At 37.8% G+C, this 19,372-nt stretch carries 13 protein-coding genes; 8 read left to right on the top strand and 5 right to left on the bottom strand.

Translation table 11 applies throughout. The features are described from left to right. Positions 1-42: 42 nt before the first annotated feature. Positions 43-621, top strand: a complete 579-nt coding sequence (locus tag LQ201_RS24870) for a DUF4468 domain-containing protein (protein WP_230146548.1) — start codon at positions 43-45, stop codon at positions 619-621. Here the strand turns inward: LQ201_RS24870 and LQ201_RS24865 are convergent, their stop codons facing one another. Together LQ201_RS24865 and LQ201_RS24860 are read right to left on the bottom strand one after the other, a co-directional pair. Beyond that, positions 622-1,089, bottom strand: coding sequence for an SRPBCC family protein (locus LQ201_RS24865; protein ID WP_230146547.1), 468 nt, complete (start codon positions 1,087-1,089; stop codon positions 622-624). A 656-nt stretch (positions 1,090-1,745) separates the two neighbouring features. After that, positions 1,746-2,219: a ribonuclease H-like YkuK family protein gene (locus LQ201_RS24860; protein ID WP_057932807.1), complete on the bottom strand. Its 474-nt coding sequence runs from the start codon at positions 2,217-2,219 to the stop codon at positions 1,746-1,748. A gap of 237 nt (positions 2,220-2,456) precedes the next feature. Between LQ201_RS24860 and LQ201_RS24855 the strand changes: the two genes are divergently transcribed. From LQ201_RS24855 to LQ201_RS24835, 5 genes are all read left to right on the top strand, one after another. After that, complete coding sequence (locus LQ201_RS24855) at positions 2,457-2,675, top strand: hypothetical protein (RefSeq protein WP_230146546.1); 219 nt, start codon at positions 2,457-2,459, stop codon at positions 2,673-2,675. Between the two features lie 50 nt (positions 2,676-2,725). Further along, on the top strand, positions 2,726-4,030 hold the full coding sequence (locus LQ201_RS24850) for a DEAD/DEAH box helicase (RefSeq protein WP_230146545.1): 1,305 nt from the start codon (positions 2,726-2,728) through the stop codon (positions 4,028-4,030). Between the two features lie 264 nt (positions 4,031-4,294). Then, positions 4,295-4,528, top strand: a complete 234-nt coding sequence (locus LQ201_RS24845) for a DUF1456 family protein (protein WP_029274124.1) — start codon at positions 4,295-4,297, stop codon at positions 4,526-4,528. Beyond that, positions 4,512-7,208: an outer membrane beta-barrel protein gene (locus LQ201_RS24840; protein WP_230146544.1), complete on the top strand. Its 2,697-nt coding sequence runs from the start codon at positions 4,512-4,514 to the stop codon at positions 7,206-7,208. Before LQ201_RS24845 ends, LQ201_RS24840 begins: the two co-directional genes overlap by 17 nt. Before the next feature lie 45 nt (positions 7,209-7,253). Beyond that, entirely contained in the window at positions 7,254-7,988 is a 735-nt protein-coding gene (locus tag LQ201_RS24835) for an SGNH/GDSL hydrolase family protein (RefSeq protein WP_230146543.1), read from the top strand. A gap of 449 nt (positions 7,989-8,437) precedes the next feature. On the opposite strand, the gene ettA is transcribed toward LQ201_RS24835, so the two are convergent. From ettA to LQ201_RS24820, 3 genes are all read right to left on the bottom strand, one after another. Then, positions 8,438-10,117: an energy-dependent translational throttle protein EttA gene (gene ettA / locus LQ201_RS24830; protein WP_057932811.1), complete on the bottom strand. Its 1,680-nt coding sequence runs from the start codon at positions 10,115-10,117 to the stop codon at positions 8,438-8,440. 450 nt (positions 10,118-10,567) lie between these two features. After that, positions 10,568-12,067: a RagB/SusD family nutrient uptake outer membrane protein gene (locus LQ201_RS24825; protein ID WP_230146542.1), complete on the bottom strand. Its 1,500-nt coding sequence runs from the start codon at positions 12,065-12,067 to the stop codon at positions 10,568-10,570. A gap of 17 nt (positions 12,068-12,084) precedes the next feature. After that, a complete protein-coding gene (locus LQ201_RS24820; RefSeq protein ID WP_230146541.1) occupies positions 12,085-15,009 on the bottom strand; it encodes a TonB-dependent receptor in 2,925 nt (974 codons plus the stop codon). Positions 15,010-15,535: 526 nt separating this feature from the next. Between LQ201_RS24820 and LQ201_RS24815 the strand changes: the two genes are divergently transcribed. Both LQ201_RS24815 and LQ201_RS24810 read left to right on the top strand, forming a co-directional pair. After that, positions 15,536-16,033 (top strand): BLUF domain-containing protein, encoded by a 498-nt coding sequence (locus tag LQ201_RS24815; RefSeq protein ID WP_230146540.1) that lies wholly within the window; start codon positions 15,536-15,538, stop codon positions 16,031-16,033. A 676-nt stretch (positions 16,034-16,709) separates the two neighbouring features. Next, positions 16,710-19,262, top strand: a complete 2,553-nt coding sequence (locus LQ201_RS24810; protein WP_057934605.1) for an ATP-dependent Clp protease ATP-binding subunit — start codon at positions 16,710-16,712, stop codon at positions 19,260-19,262. Positions 19,263-19,372 lie beyond the last annotated feature (110 nt).

Raw genomic sequence — 19,372 nt, 5'->3', positions numbered from 1 at the left:
CATACCTTTAAATCATTACATTTGCCTGTTAACCGATTTCAAATGAAACATCTTCTTTTTATTATTCTTGTTCTTTTTTCAATTCAATTATCTGCGCAGCAAAAACAGTTTTCGAAAGATGATAATGGTAAATTCATTTATTATCAGGTGGTAGATTCGCAAATGATAAGTAAAGATACCTTGTTGCAAAGGGCTAAATCTTTTGTTAATGTGGCTTATAAAAAATCGATGAGGCAAGAAAGTGCTACCGATTCTTCTGTTTTGGCTAAAGGAACTTTGATAATTGATAAAACAATCTTGGTAGCTGGCCATCCAAGCGGGGAAGTAAGTTATAATTTCGTTTTTGAGGCGCGTAATGGCAAATATAGGTTTTGGTTAACCGATATGCTGTTTATCCCATACCAGAGAGACCGCTATGGGAATTTTGTAGCGACTACTAAAATTGGCGTACCATTAGAGCGTACACCTGGCAAATTGAGTGCGGGCGCATGGAAAGACATTTTAAATAGCGCTTATAATAAGATAGAAAAATTCGGCGATGATTTTAAGAAATATTTAGCAACCAATAGGGTTGAAAAAGCCAAAAAGAAAGCTGAAACCATTTCAACGAAAAAGTGGTAATTAGCGCATGGAAAATAATTCCTCAACCTTTTGGTAACGGAACTTAAAAATTTCGTTGATTTTGTTGTTCACTACCATGGTATTTACAATAATACCGATTGGTCCCCAGCCAATGGCATAGTGTAAAGTATCGTGCATTAATACACCGCCATCTATTTTTTCGAAATGGTGCTGGTGGTGCCAGAAAGCAAATGGACCAAACCGTTGCTCGTCGATAAAATACTCCTTATCCATAACATGTGTTATCTCCGTTACCCAGTTTAACTTAATGCCAAACAATGGGGCAACCTTATAGGTGATAATCAGGCCAGGGTACATTTTAGTATTGACGATGTTTGGTGAGGTTACATCAAAGGTCATATTCTTTGGGGTGATTTCGGCCAGGTTTATTGGCGAAGAAAAAAAGTCCCAGGCGATATCCAGATCAACAGGGAGTTTTTGGGTAAATTCTAATCTATACGTTTTCAAGTTTTTGTTTTAAAGCACAACAACAAAGATGGGGTTTTGTTGGAGATATTTAGGTTTAACCGCAAAGTTCGCAGAATGAAGGCGCAGAGATCGCAGAGTTGGGTGTGCTAATCCATTTTACATCTTTTTTACCACAAAGTTCACGAAGAGAAGGCACGGCGATCATAGCTTTGGGGCGCAACGAATTCTGTCATCCCGAATGAAACACAATGGAAGGGATCCATTAAGAATATTGATCATCAACATGACTTACAGATTTGGCTTCGCTGAGCACTTCGTGGTTCTCGGCTGTGCTACCATTGATGTTATTTTACAAGGTATTATTAATCAACCTCTTAACAGATTTTGTATTTCCGCCCAACTAGGCCGCAGCACTTTATCCCCGTTCTGCTTAAACCGGCCTAGCAAATTTTTCGGGCCGTACTCCTCAAGCCAACCCACTAGCTTCGAAAGAAAAATTTTCAGCCGGCATTTTTTGTTTCTTTTTGATGCCAAAAAGAAAGAGCCCTTCGGCGGCGGTGAGCCGAGGCGAGACCGTGGTGTATGGCAAAGAAATTAATTATACGTCACTCATGTTGATTTTAAACAATTAATTAACCCTCGAAATGACGGTAACCGGCTTCGGACCTCTCGCTCCAGACTTTCCGACAGACTACCTAATGCACCATTTTATCGGCACAGGTAGAACTGGCAAATGCTTCCGGTTTAGCCTTAAAAATAAAGCCCATGCTTAAAATATATCCCATGGCATCGTTAAGTGCTTTGTTCGATTTAAACGACGGACTGGTGTTGATATCGGCATGTACTTCTAAAGCCACGTCGTAAATATCAAGTAAATCACAAATAGAATAGGCAGTTTCGATTGATTTTTGCACTTCCATTAACATTCTTTCTTTAATGCTTACCTGTTGTGTGCTTTTTTCCTGATGGATGTACATAAAACCGCCATGATGTTCTCTTAACAGCACAATTACGGTTGCAAAATCGGTTACTGCGCCTTTTACCTGCGAATCGGTACCGATGCAAACTTTAAGCTTAAAGCCGTTTTGGCTTTCTCTGATAATCGCGTTTTCTACTTCTTCGAGGATTGAAGATTGAATAATTTCACCACTAAATTTTTTCCACGTCATACATTTGTATTTTTTGAGGTTAATTCCAAAGGAATCCCTTTGGGACGAATGGTAATCAGGTTTTTATAAAAATAAGTGCTAAAAATTAAATATGTGTTAAGGTTAGGTTGTTTATTTGCTAACAAAAAGTTAGTTATCAACAAGTTAGTGATAATAGTTTAGATGAACTTATTATTTGTTGAAACAAATTATTATTCGGTCCGTTAATATTTGTACATTCATTAAAAATTCTTAATTATGAGAGCAGAATTAATTCAAGAGCTCCAGTTATTGCAAAATAGCAGAGCGAATAAATTTGCAGATGAACTGACAGACAAGATCTTATCTTCGGTTGATGCCGTTAACGAAAAAGTGCTATCATCAATGTCTAAACGTGGTAACATGTTAATGTTGCTCGAGAAAAGATTAAATTTTTCTACGCTGCGGAAACTGAGGGAAAGATTTTTCAAACCGTAACTAAGGCTGTAGTTCTGGGCGTAAAGAGAAATGATTACCTTTATAGCGGAATGATAGAAAATGCCTTAAAAAAATTAAATATTACTGCACTTAATGAGATGCAGGAGTCTTCTGTAAAAGCAGCCAAGACTGGTAAAGATGTAATATTGATTGCGCCAACGGGTTCGGGGAAAACGCTAGCCTTTTTATTGCCATTACTTTCTAATCTAAAAACCGGAGTAAAAGGGGTGCAGGCCTTGGTTTTAGTTCCTTCGAGAGAGCTCGCCTTACAGATAGAGCAGGTTTTTAAACAAATGGGTACTTCATTCAAAGTAAACTGCTGTTACGGTGGTCATGCCGTACGGATAGAAAAGAATAATCTTGCACATCCACCTGCCGTCCTGATCGGAACACCTGGTAGGATAGCTTACCATCTAGAGCATCAAAACTTTGACGAATCTTTTATCGAAACCTTAGTTTTAGATGAATTTGATAAAGCACTGGAGTTTGGCTTTGAGCAAGACATGTCTTATATCATTGGCTCACTGCTTTCGTTAAAACAGCGTATACTTACTTCTGCTACCAAAATGGAAGAAGTTCCGGCTTTTGTAAAGTTAAATGTGCCGGTTGAAGTCGATTTTTCAAAAAATATCGAAGCAAAACCAGATCTAAAGCTCAAAAAAATAACAGCACCTGCTGCCGATAAGTTAGATTACCTCTTCAGATTACTGAGTAAAATAGGCAGTAAAAATACATTGGTTTTCTGTAACCACAGGGAAACGGTAGATCGGATAAGTGATTTACTTTTCGAAAATGGTCTAGGTCATGATGTTTTTCATGGTGGGATGGAGCAGTTCGATCGTGAAAAGGCATTACTTAAATTTAGAAATGGTAGCCATCGGATTTTAATCACAACAGATCTGGCTGCCCGTGGTCTGGATATTCCTGAGGTGGAACATATTGTACATTATCAATTGCCTTATACCGAAGATGCCTATATCCATCGCAATGGCAGAACGGCAAGGATGCATGCAAAAGGAACGGCCTATGCCATTTTAACTTCAGAAGAACACTATAAGTATTTACCGGAAGATATTGAAGAGGAAGTTTTATCCGAAAAGTATAAATTACCAGAAGCCAGCGATTGGGTAACTTTATACATTGCACATGGCAAGAAGGATAAAATTAACAAAATTGATATTGTAGGTTTATTTTTGCAGAAAGGTAATTTAACAAAAGAAGACCTTGGCCTGATCGAAGTTAAAGATACCACCAGTTATGTGGCGGTTAAAAGAAGCAAAGTAGATCAATTATTGAAAGCATTAAGCGGCGAAAAAATTAAAGGAAAAAAACTTAAATTAGAAGTAGCGAGTTAGTTCATTGGTTCATTGGTTCATTGGTTCATTGGTTCATTGGTTCATTGGTTCATTGGTTCATTGGTTCATTGGTTCATTGGAAAAACAGGGATTAAAGTTCTAGATTTATTTTTATAGTCATTCAATAATTTATTTATTTAACCGTTTATTCAATAGCTCAATCGTTCAATATACTCATTCATAAATTTTCTAATTTAATCGCGCTATAATCCGCTAACTCAATCACTCACTAATTCAGACATTCTCTAATTTCAAACATTAAAAATGAGCAACAACGATATATTAAAAAAACTAAGAGTAGCCCTATCATTAAAAACAGAGGATATTATAACCATTTGCGACCTGGTTGGATTTAAAGTAACCAAGGCAGAACTGGGCGATATTTTCAGAAATGAAGACCATGAGAATTTTAAACCTTGCGGCGATCAGATTCTGCGTAATTTTTTAAATGGTCTTGTGATTTACAAAAGAGGTCCGAGGGATGAAAAAAAGCAATAATTTATGCTTTTTAATATTTTTTATACTGATCACACTTTCCTTTAACGCTCTCGCTCAGTCTCAGTTTAAAATAAGTGGTAGTGTAATCGATTCTTTGAAGAAACCTGTTGAGGGCGTAAGCATCCGATTGATTACCGATAAAGATACGCTCCGCTCAAATTCAGATGTGAAGGGAAACTTCGCATTCGCAAAAGTAACCCGAAATAAATTCTACCTTACCATTACGGCATTGGGCTACAAGCCGTTTGCTTCTATCTACGAAATCGAATCTTCGAAAAAAAACTCTGTTTTAGAACCCATTATGCTCAAGATGGAAACGATCCGTCTCGAAGATGTGGAGGTTAAAGTAAAGGTAGACCCCATTAAGATCAAGAAAGATACGATTGAGTATAACGCTGCTGCCTATACCGTAAGAGAAAATGATAAAGTGGAAGATCTGTTAAAACAGCTTCAAGGCATTGAGGTTGACGAAAAAGGCGCTGTTACCGCCATGGGCAAAAAGATGACCAAGCTGCGGGTAAATGGCGAAGATTTTTTTACCAGTAACGTAGAAGATTACATCAGGCAGTTGCCCGCCGATATTATTGCTAAACTACAGGTAATTGAGGATTATGGTGATGAAGCCAATTTTACAGGCATTAAAGTGGGTACGCCACAAAAAATGTTGAACCTGGTTACTAAGCCTGGCATGGACAAAGGTGTTTTTGGCGGCGTGAATATGAGTTCTGCCACCAATAATGCACATAATTTAGGCGGTAATGGTAGTATCTGGAAAAAAACGAAGCAAATTGGTTTTGGAAGCCGTTATGGTATCACGAATAATGAGTTTACCAAAATGAACAATGGAGGTTTAAATGGTAATATCAGAGACAAAATTTCGAAGGAATTTAGCTTTAATGGCGGCTATCATTTTAGTAATGGAATTAATAAATCTATTCAGAGTAATTACCTCGAAACGTTTAACCCGCAGGGAACAATATTCGATTTAAGAGAAAGTGCCAATAATTCCAGATCGCTAAACAATAACATCAATCTTGGCTTAAACGGAGCCACGAAAAAGAATTATTTTAATATTTCCCTGACTGGGGCTTTGGCCAATACCCGTAACGATGCGTTTTCTACTTCAAATAAAACAGGTTTTATCAAACAGGATCTACTGTCTAATTCAGGTTCACAGAACAGTAATCCCAATGTTAATGGAAGTATCAATTGGTCTAGGCGGTTGGCTAATAATAAGCGGTCGTTATCTATGGGATTTAATTTCGGCACAAGCGAAGGAAACTCAAACAGTACAATTAATGATATTATCAGGTACTACAACGAAACCACCAACGTCCTGGTTAAAGATTCTTTACTGAACAGATTGGTTGATAATAATACTTCGAACTCCAATTTTGGGGGCAATTTCCAATTTTCCAATTCATTAAAAAAGCCAAACGACAGTACAGGGTATAGTTTTATTAACCTGTCTTACCGTTTTTCAGTTAGCAGGAGCCGCAATTTACAAACCACAACGGTTACCAATCCGCTGGGAAACAGTTTTGTGGTCGATTCGCTGGGGCAGGATTATGTGTCTAATTTTATCAATCAGAATTTTGGTATCGGTTTTAATACCAACGCAAAGCGGATCAGTTATAATTTGGGGCTCAATTTTTCGCCCAGTATTATTATCGGTAAATACCAGAACACAGGGCAGGAGCTAAAAAACTATCAGTTAAACTTTTCGCCATCGGCCAATTTAAGTTATCAGATTAAAGACAACGGGAATTTAAGTTTTGGCTATAATGGTTACACCAGTTCGCCAGATTTTAATAAACTACAACCCGTTAGAAACAATAACGATGTACAGAATCTGATTATCGGTAATCCAGATCTGAAAGCAACTTCGAGTCACACTGCTGATTTTAGTTATAATCAATTTGACCTCAAATCGGGATTGAGTATTATGGCAGGTTTATCAGGAACCTTTGCTTTTAACAGTGTAGTAAGCAATACGGTTTTTCTGAGAGATACGCTAAACAGCTTAAAACAACAAACCACCTACGAGAATGTAAATGATGTTTATAATATAGGTGGTAATTATTCCTTCAATAAGAGGTTGTTAACCAACAAACTGTCGCTTTCCGTTAATGGAAATATTGCTTATAGCCGCAATGTTTTTTATACCGAGAATGTATTAAACCGGAGTGGTGGAATTAACGTTTCGAATGCTTTTAGGTTTAACCTGAATGAAAAAAAATATTCCTTCAATAGCAGTGTATCGTATAGTTTTAGTTCAAACACTTATTCTGTAATGAACCAGAACATTAAGAATATTCAGGTTCTGGCTTTAAATGGCAGTGCCAGTTGGATTCCAAATAAACGTTTTAGGGTAAATGCATCGGCATCTAAAAGCTTAAATTTTGGTTATAACCTATATGCTGGTAATCCATTATTAGTGAACATGGGATTAAACACTTCTTTCTTAAAGGATAATAAACTCCTTTTTTCTATCCAGGCGAACGACCTGTTTAATCAAGGCTCACTTTTTAGCACCAGTATTAGCAACAATTCCATATCCGAAAACAGGACGCGCTTTATCAGCCGTTTTGTGCAGGCCACACTGGGTTATAACCTGAGTCAGTTTGGCAATAAAAGAAACAGAACGAATGTAAATTTAAGCGGAGTAGAATTTAATTAATCGGGAATTAATTAGTTTAGCGTTTTGTTTCAAATCGAATATCCTATGAAAAGTAAAATCCTAATCCTTTTTTTATTGGTCTTTGCAAGCAGTTCATTTGCACAGCTGAAAACAGATTTATTAAGTAATAAACCAGAAAAAGAGAATTTCGCCGATGATTGGGCTGCGTTGAGCAAGTACCAGAAAGAAAACGGACTTTTACCGCCACCTACCAGAAAAGAAAAAAGAGTTGTTTTTTTAGGGAGTTCGATATTCGAATTCTGGAAGCAAAAAGACCCTGAATTTTTTAAGGATAAACCTTACTTGGATAGGGGGATAAGTGGACAGATTTCGCCACAACTGCTCATCCGTTTCCGGCAGGATGTAATTAACCTTAAACCAAAGGTAGTGATCATTTTGGCGGGGAGCAACGATATAGCCGGCAATACAGGCCATGTTACCAACGATAAAATTATGGATAACATTAAATCGATGGCAGAACTGGCGAGGCTGCATCACATTAAAGTGATACTCTGTAAATACCTGCCTGTTTACGAATATCCATGGAATAAGGGCATTAAAGCTGCCGATTCCATTGTGAACTTAAATGAAAAGATTGTGGCCTACGCCAGAGAAAGAAATTATACCATTTTAGATTATTGGACACCACTGGTAGATGAACGAAAAGGACAGCGTGCCGAACTAACGGTTGACGGCGTTCACCCTAACCTTGCAGGTTATAAAATAATGGAAGAAGTAACAGATGCAGCAATCAAAAGAGCCTTAAAAAACTGGCATTAACTGATAAAGCCCTTCCGAGTACGCTACCATTGCAGGCTCCGACCGAAAAATCGTCATCTCGACCGGAGCAACGCGGAATGTTCCAAAGGAACTCCTTCGGAGGAGAGATCTTTGAACTGTGTTACTGAAAAGGTTTAAAAATTTCTTGATCCGATATACAGTCCTTTTCTGCGGAATCTGCGGGAAATAAAAACGGGCGATAGTTTTCCCGCAGATTTTAAAAGATAAAAACGCAGATTAAATTGGACTTCGACTCCGCTCGAAAGGAGGTTTATCTTTCTATAAGTTGCAAGAAAAATTTGTCATCCTGAGCCTGTCGAAGGATCTACATCGATTTATTGTAAGCGTTTCGACAGGCTCAACGTGACAGGTTTAAAGAATAACATTATGACATTTCAAATTGCACTTCTCAAAACAAAAAAAGTCCCGATTTTCATCGGGACTTTGTATTAATTTAATTTTTTATATCTGATGCGTTTTGGGGTAACATCACCCAAACGTTTCTTGCGGTTTTCTTCATAATCCGAATAGTTTCCTTCGAAGAAATAAACTTCAGAATTACCTTCGAAAGCAAGGATGTGCGTACAGATCCTATCTAAGAACCACCTATCGTGACTGATTACTACGGCACAACCACCAAAGTTTTCTAAGGCTTCTTCCAGTGCACGTAAAGTGTTTACGTCAATATCGTTGGTTGGCTCATCCAGTAGCAATACATTGGCTCCCTTTTTCAAGGTAATGGCCAAGTGTACACGGTTACGCTCACCTCCTGATAGGATGCCTACTTTTTTCTGTTGATCGCCACCATTAAAGTTGAACTTTGAAACGTAGGCACGTCCGTTAACGGCTTTAGTACCCAATTGGATATTGTCCAATCCATCGGTAATGTTTTCGTAAACGGTTTTATCGGCATCTAAATCATTATGCATCTGATCTACATAACCCAACTCAACGGTTTCGCCTACACGGAAAGTACCAGCATCTGCTTCTTCCTGACCAGTAATTAAACGGAACAAAGTAGTTTTACCTGCACCATTGGGACCAATAATACCCACAATGCCTGCCGGCGGAAGGGAGAAGTTTAAGTTATCGAACAATACCTTATCTCCATAAGCTTTGGTAACATTCGTTGCTTCAATTACCACATTACCCAAACGAGGCCCGGCAGGGATGAAAAGTTCCAGTTTATCTTCTCTTTCTCTGCCATCTTCTGAAGCTAACTTATCGTAGTTGGCTAAACGTGCCTTAGACTTTGCATGACGTGCTTTTGGTGCCATACGTACCCATTCTAACTCGCGTTCTAATGTTTTCTGGCGTTTGCTTTCTGTTTTCTCTTCCTGTGATAAACGTTTCGCTTTTTGATCTAACCAGCTGCTGTAGTTTCCTTTCCATGGAATACCCTCACCGCGATCTAATTCTAAAATCCATCCGGCTACGTTATCTAAGAAATACCTATCGTGGGTAACTGCAATAACGGTTCCTTCGTAATTTTGCAAGAACTGCTCTAACCAATCGATACTTTCTGCATCCAAGTGGTTGGTAGGCTCATCCAATAATAATACATCAGGGTGTTGAAGCAATAAACGGCACATGGCCACACGACGGCGCTCACCGCCTGATAATACACCGATTTTAGTGTCAGGATCAGGACAACGCAAGGCATCCATAGCCCTTTCTAATTTCGAATCAATTTCCCAGGCACCTAATGCATCAATTTTATCCTGAAGCTCGCCTTGTCTGGCCATCAGTTTATCCATGGCATCAGGATCAGAGTAATTTTCCTCTAATCCGAAAGCTTCGTTTACTTCTTCATACTCTTTTAAAATAGCAGTTACTTCGGCAACGCCTTCTTCAACCACTTCGCGCACGGTTTTTTCAGGATCTAAGATCGGCTCCTGCGCTAAATAACCCACTGAATAACCTGGTGAGAAAACCACTTCACCTTGGTAAGATTTATCTAAACCGGCAATGATTTTTAAAAGAGATGACTTACCAGAGCCGTTTAAGCCAATAACGCCGATTTTGGCACCGTAAAAGAAAGAAAGGTAAATATTTTTTAAAACCTGTTTTTGTGGAGGGTAAATTTTGTTTACACCTGCCATTGAAAAGATTATTTTCTCGTCTGACATTATAATGTGTTGTTTTTAAAGTAGTTTAATGCTAAGATTGATATTAAAGGAAGGTTAACAGTTTTTCTTACAGACTGTCTTATCCAACCAAACAATGGCAACGCCAAAATTGCTCACAAAGATAAGAACAACAAGCCCATTACAAAGTGCTTTATGATTATACTTTAATAAACTTTTAGCCACGGATTAACACGGAATGGTTTTCTACACCATGGTAACTAATGAACCAATGACAAATGAACTAATCAACCAATAATCCCAATTCTAATTTTGTTTTAATGTAATTATCATAATTCGTTCATAAAATATATCTTGTTGGGTAACGCAATACAAAAGTTTTACATTTAGCTAGCGGATAATTCTTAGTAGATACCGTAAACATTAGTTAAAGCAAAAGCCTTTCAGGATTGAAAGGCTTTTGCTTTTTGGTAATAGGAAATTTGTCTTTTATTATGGGTTTTGAGATAAATTAGGATTTTTATCTCTTTCGGTTTGTGGGATAAAATAAATTACCCGCGCATCAGTAGGGTTAATGGTTTGATTAACTGAGCCATTAATGGTAGAGTGTGTACCTGGGTAATCTCTTACCACGGGGCGGTTATTTCTAAACAGGTCGTAAGCACGTTGACCTTCAAAAGCCAGTTCTAACCATCTTTCTTCCAGTACAATATCTAAAATGCTGTGTGTTGGCGTAACATCTGTCAAGGTATAAACTGGAATTCCTGCACGGGTTCTAATTACATTCACATCATCTAAAGCCAGTTGAGTATGGTTCAGCTTGGCATTGGCCTCCGCTCTGTTTAGGTACATTTCTGCTAAACGGAGGTAAACAGGTGATGTTAAATTAATCACGCCTTCTTGTAGGTTATTTTTATTTACATAATAAATAGGTGCAGCAGGGGTTAGTTTTGTATTTAACTGCTGTACGCCATTTACGATTAAAGGTGAAATAAAGCTTTTTCTTTTATCCTGAGGATATTTATTAAGGAAATTATAATACTTTACCGAAGCATATATTTCTCCCCATCCGCTTTCTCCCTGGCCTAAGGCATTACCATTGGCATCGCCGCTATAGTATAAAGAGCCAATTGCTGAATAATCGTAGTTCTCGGTTTTGGTGTGTTTGATGGCAAAGATATTTTCGGTATTTTTTTCCGGATCGCCTCTAAAATAGGTTTGATAGGCGGCATCCTGCATCAATTGATATTTGTTCGAACTGATAACCAAATTGGCATATTCTATCGACTTGGCATTATTATCCATGTAAAGATAAACTCTTGAGAGGAGTGCATAAGCAGCCAGTTTTGTAGCAAAGCTATTGCTTTTCTCCACGGTAATACATTGCGCAGCTTTTAATAGATCAGCAATTACAAAATCGTAAACCTGGGCTACTGTACTTCTTTTGATTATTGCAGCGTCAGTTTCACTTACTGTTTCGCTCAAAATTGGAACTCCAGCATTGGCGGTAGGGTTCTGTACATAAGGCCTTCCGAACATGCGTACCAGGTTAAAATGTAACATTGCTCTTATGAATAGGTTTTCTCCTTTAATCTGCAGTAAATCTGCAGATGAACCATCTGGAATAAGCTTAATAATTTTATTTGTTGCAGATGCAACATAATAGGCTTGCTGAAAATAAGCAGTTGCATTGGCAGAATTTACCAGGTGAGTATATTTATATAAATTGGTTACATCGCTTGATGAGTTCTGCCCTTGGGCTACTTCATCAGAGGGGAGCTCGGCAAGCCAATGGTAGTTGTTTTCGTAATTTAATGATTTTAGGGTAGCATAATTACCTAATGTAGCTGTTCGTTTACCCTCAATTGTAGCTAAGAGATCAATATCGTCTGCTTTATCAGATGGAAAGAAAGTTTTACGACATGCAGATGCGGTAAGAATAACACTAGCTGCAATGGCGATTTTTATGATGTGATTATGATATATTTTCATGGTAATCTTATTAATTGTTAGAATGTTAGGTTAACGCCAAAAACAAATCTTCTGCTGGTTGGATATCTGAAAGACGATATACCTCCTGTTAAATCAACCTCAGGATCTACACCTGAAAACTTGGTCGCAGTAAATAGGTTGTCGCCGCTCACATATAAGCGGGCTGCATTTATTGAGGCTTTTTTTAACCAGTTGGTAGGTAAATTGTACCCTACAGTTACATTTCTCAATCTTAAATAACTTCCATCTTCTAAAAAGCGGGTAGAGGTTTGGTGCGATTGAAGATTGCCACCAAATTTAGCTTGTGGATGGGTTGCATCGGTTTGCCCAGGGGTTGTCCATCGCACTGATCCTTTAGGTAATACTTGTTGATTATAACTTTCGTACACGCCGTCGTTATCGAAATAGAAACGGCTATCGTTATACACCCAGTTGCCATATACAAAATTTAAGAAAGCCGAAAGGGTAAAGTTTTTATATTCCAGTGTATTGGTTAATCCGCCACTAAATTTTGGTGCCGATGATTTGCCTGTATATTGTCTGGTAGCCTGGTTGTAAGTGCTGGTTACACCGGTAGGATCATCTAATTTTTCCCAAAGCGGTTTGCCATCAGCCGGATTTACGCCCGCCCATTTTTGCATGTACCATTCATCCATATCATGGCCTAAAGCTATGGGTTGAGTACTGGTGTTTACCACCAACAGGCCCTGATTTAACTCCATAACTTTGTTGCGGTTAAAAGACATATTAAAGCTGGTTTCCCAACTAAAGTCTTTTTGCTGGATATTTTTTGAATTGATGGTTAATTCAAGACCTCTGTTTCTTACTGCACCAACATTTCTTCTAACAATCTGATAACCAACTGTTGCAGGAAGTGGCACAGCGAATAACAGATCAGCGTTACGTTTGTCGTAGGCATCAATAGTAATGTCGATACGTTTAAATAAACCAAAATCAAGGCCTAAATTGTAGGCTCTCGATTTTTCCCAGGTCAAATCAGGGTTGGCAATTTGGGTAGGGAAGGCACCCGTTTGACCATTATATGAAGCTCCGGCATTTAAATTATACAATCCCAACGATTGATAAAAACCATCAGGACTATCGTTCGTGGTAAAACGTTGATTACCAGTAGTACCAAAACTGGCGCGTAATTTTAGAAAGGTAAGTGTGGTATTGCTTTTTAGAAAATCTTCATTAGAAAGAATCCATGATGCGCCTGCCTGATAAAAAGTTGCGGCAGGATTGTTTTTCCCAAACCGCGAGGAGTATTCATTTACAATTGAAGCTACTAAGTAATACTTGCTTTGATAACTATAGTCTGCCTGGGCAAGGTATTTTATATTTTGATACTGATCATATCTGCCTGTGGGTTTATTGGTGATTTCAGTTGCTGTATTTATGGCATCCAGTCCGGCTGGCAAACCTTTAGCAGTAATTCCGCTTTCATCATATTTATAACCTTCTATCTCTGCAACACCTAAAACGCTCAGGTTATGGCTACCTAAATTTACATTGTACTTAATTCTGTTCGATGATAAAAGTGTAGTAGAGAAAGTATTGCCTAATGATACTGTCCCGAGGTTTGTTGCCCCACTCTGACTTCTTCTGTCATAATAACTATTCGATCTGCCATTGGCAATTGTGGCCCTGTTATAACTAGAAACCGTTAGGTTTTTGAGTAAGTCATAATCCAGGTTTACATCACCCGTTGTGGTATAACTTCTTGCTTTTGAGTAATTGTATTGCAAGCTCTGTAAAAAGTTCGAGCGGTCTCTACCTTTCCAGGAAGGAATACTCCGTGGGTCAGTAGGGCTGCCATCTGCATTAAAAGCAGGATCGTATGGCATATTTAAATAAGCCTGGTAAACGGCACTTTCAGGATTATAATTATCATTAATTACAATTCCGCTTAATAAGGCCGTTAATTTTAGTTTTTTTGTCAACTGTGAAGTTAGGTTAGCCCTTAAACTATATTGGGTTTTATCGTTGTTGATTAAAGTTCCTTCTTCTTTAAAATAGTTGCCTGAGATATAAAATTGCGTTTTCTCACTCCCTCCTGATGCGGTTAACGTGTGGTTATTTACCATTGCTGTTCTAAAAGCCTCATTCCACCAATTGGTATTGGTATTGAGTACCGAAGTAGCTGGCGGAGTAGTAAAGAAAGATTTTTGGTAATCGTAAAGTTGTTGGGCATCCATTAGCTTAAAGTTACCAGTTGTGGCCTTTGCGATACCAATGGTAGCGTTCAGACTGAATCTGGTTTCTCCTGCTTTTCCTTTTTTTGTAGTTACAATAATAACCCCATTGGCAGCTCTCGATCCGTATAAACCTGTCGCTGCGGCATCTCTCAATATGGTAATGTTATCCACATCAGCCGGGTTATACGTACCACCAATGTTTCCATCAACTACAATTAGTGGCCCGGTACCGGCATTAATGCTACCTACGCCACGTACCACTACATTCGAGCCAGAAGTAGGGTCGCCAGAAGCAGAACTCGCCACCACACCAGGCGCTTTACCTTGTAGCAAGTTGCCGAGGTTTACAGAAGTTACATCATTAAGCTGCGAGCCACTTACGGTAGTTACTGCACTCGAAATTTCTGATTTCTTCTTTGTGGTATAACCCACAACGGTTACGGCGTCTAACTCAGTAGATTGATCTACTAAAGAAACATTTACAGCAGTATTTGTGCCCACTTTAATGGTTTGTGTGGTAAAACCTAAGGCTTTAAACTCCAGGGTACTCTTATCATCAGCGCTAATAGCATATTTTCCGTTTGCATCTGTTTGTACGGCAGTTTTTGTGCCTAGCACGGTTACGGTAATTCCGGGAAGCGGGAGTTTTTTACTGTCGGTTACCGTACCAGAAATAGTACGGTTTTGTGCCTTTACCACGAAAATACACGCAATAAAGGAAATCATTAAAAGAATTTTCTTCATGTTTTTTAGGTTAGATTAGTTACTGTTTTGTTATCTGTTGAGGAGCATTAACCAGATTAGGGAGGGCTAGAAGTTATTCTTAGGTTCATTAATAATACTTTTTAGTAAAATGATTATTACTAAACTATAACCATAAAAGTCAAGATCAAACCGCGAATGCAGCGCAAACGTTTGCTTTAAATTGTATATAATGGATGGAGTGCTTACCATTTAAGCCTTTTTTGAAGGGTGATAAATATTGTATGCTTATATTGGCGATATTATTAAGCGCAAACGTTTGCTTCTCTATAGTTTGGTAGTACATTATGAAAAAAAGAGCTAAGTTTTTTTAGTAACTAAAATAAAAGCAAGAGTTATGTTTGTTGTTTTTAAGATTATTAGTGTATTAGGGCAAGTAATAGATTTGTAGGCGATTTTTTATTTAATTTGAGCTGTTAAAATCGTGTTTTACAGGGGATTGTTGTGAAAATAATCAGATAATAGGCGCGTTTTAGGGAAAAACAGAAAAATTAGCGTTAATTACCTTATGGAATTAGAGATTGAAATTTTAAAACCCATTTTTTATTTAATTTATACAAGCGTAGAGAGCGGTTTGTTGAACAATGATGAACTTAAAGCCTTGCTTAATCAGTGCAGAGATTTTAATAATCGGAATAACATTACCGGGGTATTATTATATGTAAGAAGGCTACAGATTACAAAGAGTAAAGGGAGGTTTATGCAATTGCTTGAAGGAGATGAACGTATCATCCGCAGACTTTTTAACAAAATCGTAAATGACGAACGTCATGAATCGGTTGTTTTACTGCAAATTGGCAAATATGAGCAGCGTTGTTTTACAGATTGGAGCATGGGGTTTGAGCAGACTGATGGAGAATTTTATCAATCGTTATCTGGTCATTTCGATTTAAATGATGTAGTTTCAAAATGCGATAAACTTGGTGTTGCCGATGTTCCGTTACAGTTTTTACAGAAGTTTTCTTCAAATAATAAACAGCAATTTGCCGAAGCGCTTTATGGCTGAAATTGTTAAAACAGTTTTGAAGCATTGTCCATGTCGTTAAGTTAAGGGTTTTAACCCACATATGCACACAGATAACGCGGATTTTCATATCTGTGCGCATCCTTTTTATCTATGGTTAAATTGTTTTTACAGAATGGCTTAACTGGGGGCGTTGTTGCCTCTAGTCAAGGCTTAATATTTATGATAAATGGATTACAATAAATTACGATGTTAGAAAACAAAAACAACCTAATTACAGTTAACTTCGTAATAGGGTTATAATAGGTATGGTTGATCGGATTAGTTTGTTGATTTTTATCTAATGAAATTGTTAAATGATGTCACGTTCTTTTTGTTTTTCTGTCAAAACTTGTAAATTGCCTAAGTAAAAAGATACAAATTGTCAGTTTTTAATTGCGAAAAAATCCTTACAATAAACCGACAATAAAATATCTGCAACCGGATGTTTTTGGCAAATGTCCCTTTAAAACCTTTAGAATACTTATTACGTAGATAGATATAAATAAAATAATATTTATCGAAACGATAATCTTACATTGAATTTTGGGTTCTCAGGCATTCAAAAGCCTCTTTATCCACCCATATGGCGCAATTGTTGATAAAATAAAGAAAACAGTACGCTCGTTTTTATAAAGTTATTTTATAGTTTAGGGACGTAGCTGTTAAGAAAGGTATTATGGAAGCAAAATTTTCACCACAGGTTAAAGATGTAATCTCTTTTAGTAGGGAGGAAGCGCTCCGCTTAGGGCACGATTACATCGGAACCGAGCATTTATTATTGGGCCTCATCCGCGAAGGCGATGGCATGGCTATAAAAATTTTACGATCGTTAGGGGTTGATACCGGTAAATTGCGCCGCTCAATTGAAGATGCCGTTCGCGGTACTTCGAGTGTTACAGTAAACTTAGGCAATATTCCATTAACAAAACAGGCAGAAAAAGTTTTAAAAATCACTTACTTAGAAGCTAAAATATTTAAAAGCGATTTAATTGGTACCGAACATTTGCTGTTATCGGTTTTGAGAGATGATGATAACATCGCCTCACAAATCTTATTGCAGTATGGTGTTACTTACGATGTTTTTAAACAGGAGGTTGAAGTGAATAAAAATGGTTTCAGAGATGATATCTCAAACAGTGCTTCTACAGGAGGCGATGACGATTATCGCGAAGAGGAAAGCTTTAGTACACCTAAAAAGGTTTCAGATATAAAATCTAAAACCCCTGTTTTGGATAACTTTGGTCGTGATTTAACAAAAGCTGCTGAAGAAGGTCGTTTAGACCCTATTGTAGGCCGCGAGAAAGAAATTGAGCGTGTATCGCAGATTTTATCCCGCAGAAAAAAGAACAATCCGATTTTAATTGGAGAGCCAGGTGTTGGTAAATCGGCAATTGCAGAAGGCCTTGCCCTACGCATTGTACAACGTAAAGTTTCGCGTGTGCTTTTTGGCAAACGCGTAGTTACATTAGATTTGGCATCATTGGTGGCCGGTACAAAATACCGTGGCCAATTCGAGGAACGTATGAAAGCCGTGATGAACGAGCTTGAAAAATCTACTGATGTAATTTTATTTATTGATGAGATCCATACCATTGTTGGAGCTGGTGGGGCATCGGGATCATTAGACGCATCCAATATGTTCAAACCTGCTTTGGCAAGGGGCGAAATTCAATGTATTGGTGCCACAACATTAGATGAATACCGTCAGTACATTGAAAAAGATGGTGCTTTAGACCGTCGTTTCCAAAAAGTAATGGTAGAGCCAGCTACACCGGATGAAACTGTAGAGATTTTAACACGTATTAAAGATAAGTACGAAGAACACCACGGTGTAACTTATACTGATGAAGCTATTTTAGCTTGCGTTACTTTAACATCGCGTTATATTTCTGATCGTTTCTTGCCAGATAAAGCCATTGATGCTTTAGATGAAGCAGGTTCACGTGTTCACTTAACCAACATCCACGTTCCTCAGAATATTATTGATATCGAAGCTAAAATCGAAGATATCAAATTAGAGAAAAACAAGGTTGTACGTAGCCAGAAGTATGAAGAAGCTGCAAAACTGCGCGATACGGAGAAAAATTTAATTGAAGAATTAGATAAAGCTAAGGCAGAGTGGGAAGCTGAAACCAAAACTAAACGTTACGAGGTATCAGAAGATAATGTAGCCGAAGTGGTTTCGATGATGACTGGTATCCCGGTACAACGTGTTGGACAAACAGACAGTGCAAAACTGTTGAATATGTACGATAAAGTGGCCGAGAAAATTATTGGTCAGGATGATGCGATCAAAAAATTAACCAAAGCGATCCAACGTACAAGAGCCGGATTAAAAGATCCTAAAAAACCAATTGGTTCATTTATTTTCTTAGGTCCAACAGGTGTAGGTAAAACAGAATTGGCGAAAGAATTGGCCCGTTTCATGTTCGATAGTGACGATTCTTTGATTCAGATCGACATGAGTGAGTATATGGAGAAATTTGCGGTTTCACGTTTAGTGGGGGCGCCTCCAGGATACGTTGGTTATGAAGAAGGTGGACAATTAACTGAAAAAGTTAGAAGAAAACCTTATGCTGTAATATTATTGGATGAGATTGAAAAAGCTCACCCTGATGTATTCAATATCTTATTGCAGGTTTTGGATGAAGGACAATTAACCGATAGTTTAGGCCGTAAAGTTGATTTTAGAAATACAATCATCATCATGACTTCTAATATTGGTGCGCGTCAACTTAAAGATTTTGGTCAGGGTGTTGGTTTCTCTACAGCAGCGAAAACAAACCAGGCCGATTCTCACAGTAGAGGTGTAATTGAAAGTGCATTAAAACGTGCTTTTGCTCCTGAGTTCTTAAACCGTGTTGATGATGTAGTGGTATTCAATAGCTTGGGTAAAGATGAAATTTTCAGAATTATCGATATCGAGTTAAAAGCTTTATTCGGTCGCGTTCATACACTTGGTTATGAAATTGCATTAACTGATAATGCTAAAGAATATATTGCTGATAAAGGTTTTGACAGTAATTTTGGTGCTCGTCCGTTAAAAAGAGCAATTCAGAAATATTTAGAAGATCCAATTGCTGAAGAGATCCTTAAAGGCGAACTGGCCGAAGGTGATGTTTTAGAAATTGATTACGATAAAACTACTGAACTGATTTCAATCAACCACAAAAAAGGCGAAAAGAAAAAAGAAGAGCCGAAAAAAGAAGAAGATTCTTCAAGTAAATAAATAAGAAACTCCCGATGAAAATCGGGAGTTTTTTTTAATATTTAAGGTACCGTGGATTAAATTCTCACTTGCTTGACAATGACGAGTGTGCTAATGATCCGACTTCAACT

This window comes from Pedobacter sp. Bi126, from assembly GCF_918698245.1.
Classification (GTDB): Bacteria; Bacteroidota; Bacteroidia; order Sphingobacteriales; family Sphingobacteriaceae; genus Pedobacter.
This window is presented reverse-complemented; position numbering and strand designations above follow the sequence as displayed.